The 2,577-nt window shown below is 41.2% G+C and carries 2 protein-coding genes; one reads left to right on the top strand and one right to left on the bottom strand.

Translation table 11 applies throughout. The features are described from left to right. On the top strand, window positions 1-1,620 hold a 1,620-nt coding region (locus USH94_RS22325; RefSeq protein ID WP_111966208.1), incomplete at its 5' end, for a PglL family O-oligosaccharyltransferase. Between the two features lie 30 nt (window positions 1,621-1,650). Here USH94_RS22325 and USH94_RS22320 read toward each other — a convergent pair. Next, on the bottom strand, window positions 1,651-2,388 hold the full coding sequence (locus tag USH94_RS22320) for a helix-turn-helix domain-containing protein (protein WP_181574085.1): 738 nt from the start codon (window positions 2,386-2,388) through the stop codon (window positions 1,651-1,653). Between the last annotated feature and the right edge of the window lie 189 nt (window positions 2,389-2,577).

Below are 2,577 nucleotides of genomic sequence, written 5' to 3'. Positions count from 1 at the left end.
TTACTATTTAGTATTCTAAGTGTGTATTTCCTTGTGGCACTGATAGTTTACGTGCCTAACATGGGAGGGGATGGTCTCAGATTGCCGCATAATATAATTTGCTGGGCGGTGATGCTATTTATGATATTAATGTCAGGCTATTATGTTATACTGCGCGGAAAAATAAAGCTGAATGAAGCTTTAACCTTCTTCATTGGCGGCGCTTGTTTAATGTCGCTTCCATTCTTATGGGGAAAGAAAGATGTAATGATATTTGCATTACCAAGATTTGCAGGTCTCTGGGGGGGGATCTTTTTCTATCTGGCGTTGCTGCAAATTCCAATGCGATTCTCGATGAAAACCCGATTGATGATTGTATTTGTGTTAAGTGCACTGATTCAGTCGTGCCTTGCTTTTTGGCAATTGCTCGTCACTTCACCAGATAACTTTATGGAGTTTTTACCCGGTACAAGGCCTTACGGGATCTTTCAACAAGTCAATGTGTTGGCGAGTTTTGTTGCTACGGGTTATGCATGTACCTTGTGGCTATTATTTAAGGCAAAAACAAAGCTGTCTTGTTTTTTTCTTCTTTTCTCAACGGTTGTTTTCACGGTAACTTTAGAGATCTTGCAATCCAGGGCTGGGATGTATGGCATCGTTCTTTACTTAGCCTTGATTTTGCTAGCCCGCCATCGCCCAAAGATAAAAGGTGTCTTTATTGTCTACATTATGTTGGTGATATTGACATTATTAACCATCCATTGTTTAAAAAGTTTCGGCATCGCCGATCACTTTTTACGTTTTATTGGTTCGGTGGACAAAGAAGGTACGAACGCTGAACGGTGGAAAATAATTACTATAACCTTATCGATGATTCAGCAGCATCCTTTGAGTGGTTGGGGGTACGGAAGTTATGAGTATAATCTTTCGAGATTCGCGCTTCATCATTTTGATTATCTTTTCGGCAGGGTTGATAATGCCCACAATGAATTTTTATTTGAATGGGCAGAGGGTGGGGTTCTTGCTATTTCAGGCATGATTTTTATTGCTATTGGCTATTTCACTCTTTTGAGGAGATGCTCACCATCACGAATTGCTATGTGGGGGTTGGCCTTACCGATAACGTTTCATATGATGGTCGAGTATCCATTACTGCTTTCTACGTCCCACTGGATGCTGCTATTGCTGATTTGCCGTCTGGCGACATCAGAAAAATGTAAGATACGGAGAAATAATAGTAAGCGAGATGGGATGATAATGCTTTCAGTTGGAATTACAGGTGTCCTCTTTATGCTAACTGGGTTTCGTACGGGCATGGCGCTGACGGAATTTGAGCGTAACAAAATGCAGGATTTTACAGCAGCATCTAAAGTATTGAATCCATGGGCTCAATGGGAACGCTGGCAATACGACTCGCATACATCTTTGCTGTTTAAATATTATCAGACCCATCAGCATGAGCTATTAATAAGTTACGAAGATTGGGGTAAAAATTATCTTATGCACAGAAATGATATAAGGGTGTTTAAAAATATAGTGCAGATAAATAGAAAGTATCCTCAACAAGCGACAACAATGTGGTTGCAGCAACAATGGTACGATTACTACCAGTTTGTCGAAAGTGCTCATAAAGTAAATTGAATCATGAAGGGCCATCCGGCCCTTCATCTTTTAGAAATTTTTTGGCAGTGGCTTTGCGATTTCGATAAGTTTACCGTTACTGGTCTTGATGTATCCACCCTCAGCCAGTTGAGAAATGATGTTATAAATCAAACTGCGGGACAAGTGCGTAGTCTCCTGAATATAAGCCACAATGCCGGTTCGACTTAAATCACTTACCTCTCGTTTTTTCATGTACTCAATAAGCTTAGCACGAATTATTGAGTAAGAAGTTTTACTGACCAAATGTTCGTCCCGGTAGATCATCATATGAACTGTAAAGGCGAGTACTTCTGCAACATCCTGCCAGAGTTGTTTCTCAGTGATAATCGATTTGGCATACTCACCTGGCAAGTATGAAACCCTGGAATTGCGCGATGCCCGAAAATAGTAACGACCAAGTGGTTCAAATAAGTCCCCGAGCCCTGCAACAATGGGGCCTGATGTTACTGAAACTTTAAGGTCATCATAAGCTCTGTGAATTGATATAGAACCATTGCTCACTAGCCAAAGTATGTTGGTAGATTTTTGCGACTTTATCCTGGACCGGTTGGATGTGGACTCATAAGGTGTTGAAAAGGGGAGCAATGCATCATGGATTTTTCGCAATGCCTCGCCTGGAAATGTGATCGCCTCTATCGCCATATAACTTTGCGGGGGGAGAAAATCAGGCGAAATCGCCTGTGATGCGCTCCCTTCTGTTGTGGTGCTTTTTGCATGTTCATTTATTGATTTTGGTTCTGTTGACATTGTGTCACCCTTCAGTATCGAAGCAGTACTAATGATAGCAGTGAGAATCAGTACTAATGATAGCAGCAAATGACCCAGACACTCATGAGAACTCAGAGGATAGGGGGTTTTCCGCATATGGTTCTTTTTTAGGGGGGATTATCGCTGAATATAAACGGACGGCAAGAATGATAGTTTAATCTTTAATTC

Source organism: Enterobacter sp. 148H3, from assembly GCF_034107425.1.
Classification (GTDB): Bacteria; Pseudomonadota; Gammaproteobacteria; order Enterobacterales; family Enterobacteriaceae; genus Enterobacter; species Enterobacter vonholyi.
The sequence above is the reverse complement of the archived record's forward strand: the minus strand, read 5'-3'. Positions and strand labels throughout refer to the sequence as shown.